General features: G+C 66.1%; 1 pseudogene. It reads left to right on the top strand.

From position 1 onward, the window contains the following. Nucleotides 1-821: pseudogene (locus DES47_RS28790) on the top strand (heme utilization protein); the annotation flags it as partial.

The following is an 821-nucleotide window of genomic DNA, read 5'->3' as shown; positions in this document are numbered from 1 at the left end:
CCTCGCTGAGCACCAACGACCTGAACACGCTGACGACGGACCAGTTCGCCCGCATGAGCTCCGCTCAGGTGGCGACTCTCAGCACCGCCCAGGTCACCAACCTGACCACGGACGACCTCAACGCCCTCGGCACCGCGCAGTTCGCTGCGCTGACCACGGCCCAGGCCACCGCTCTGAGCACCGCGCAAGTCTCGACCTTGGAGACAGCCGATCTGCGTGCCATCTCGACGGCTGCGCTGCGCAACCTGAGCTCCGACCAGGTGCTGGCCCTGAGCACCGACCAGGTTGCTGCCCTGACCACCGGCCAGATCAACAGCCTGACCACGGCTCAGATGCCGGGCCTGGAAACAGCCGACATCGTGGCCCTGAGCTCCGGCCAGGTCGCCTCGCTGACCTCGGCCCAGATCGGTAACTTCGCGACGGCCCAGATCGCCTCCATCGAGACCGGTGACCTGCGTGCCCTGGGTACTGCTGCAGTACGTGCACTCTCGTCCGATCAACTGGATGCGCTGACTTCGGATCAGCTCCAAGCGCTGACGTCTGCCCAGATCACCGCGCTGTCCACCGGTCAACTGACTGGCCTCAGCACCAATGACCTGAACGTCCTGACGTCCGACCAGTTCGCCCGCATGAGCACGGCTCAGGTGGCGTCTCTGGGCTCAGCCCAGATCACCAATCTGACCACCGATGACCTGAACGCACTCGGCACGGCACAGTTCGCTGCTCTGACCACCGGTCAGGCGGCCGCACTGAGCACCGCCCAGGTCTCGACCCTGGAAACGGCCGATCTGCGCGCCCTCAGCACCGCTGCGCTGCGTGCG

The organism is Roseateles toxinivorans, assembly GCF_004362525.1.
Taxonomy (GTDB): domain Bacteria; phylum Pseudomonadota; class Gammaproteobacteria; order Burkholderiales; family Burkholderiaceae_C; genus Paucibacter; species Paucibacter toxinivorans.
The sequence above is the reverse complement of the archived record's forward strand: the minus strand, read 5'-3'. Positions and strand labels throughout refer to the sequence as shown.